This is a genomic window from Oleiphilus sp. HI0117, assembly GCF_001635235.1.
The window spans coordinates 1-676 of record NZ_LWGA01000461.1 but is presented as its reverse complement, the minus strand read 5'-3'; the positions used below and the strand labels follow the sequence as shown (position 1 = coordinate 676).

Here is a 676-nt window from a genome sequence, read left to right as displayed (position 1 = left end):
AAGGCCGAGTCGACGTAAAAACCCAAGGTATGCACGCCGAGAATTCCCAGTATGGCACTCTCTCGTAGAATCACCTCCCAGCGGTAAAACAAAAAGGCCAAAAAGGGCCGATATAATCTGGGCGTGACTTCGTAGGAATATAGATTAATGCCTTTCGGGGCGTCTTGTCTTAGCTTAAGGTTGCGTGATGCGTTGCCAATCAAATGCGCGATAATCGCACCATTGTGCAAGCTCAAAGCCACGATCGCGGGCACCATCGAGGGACCCATCATAATCAGTAAAACAAACACCAACATCAGCTCAGGTATAGAGCGCAAAACGACTAACAAGAAGTGTGACAGATAACGGCTGCCTTTGTTCAAAAATAAGGGTGAAATAAAGGGGTACATGACTAAGGCTAAGATGCCACTGCCCACCAATGAAATCATGGTCAGTAATAAGGTATTCCAAACGCCTTCGGCCACCTGCTGCTGTATCAGAAAGCTAGCCCAGTCCCATGTCGCATACCAAGCCTCTAGCTGCCAAAGAGTTTCAGCCCCTTTTAAGGGTTCAGGCAGGATATCGTAGCTTAAAAAGCGCCATATCAGATCGGTCTGTGTACTCAGGTATAAATTCAATTGAGTCGATAACCACACCACCGCGACTAGCAATAGCAGCAATAAGCTACGACGATGAC

At 47.3% G+C, this 676-nt stretch carries 1 protein-coding gene; it reads right to left on the bottom strand.

Annotated features, from left to right (window positions below):
• The coding region (locus tag A3757_RS26420; protein WP_369819530.1) for a PhnE/PtxC family ABC transporter permease at nt 1–676 on the bottom strand (676 nt) is incomplete at both ends.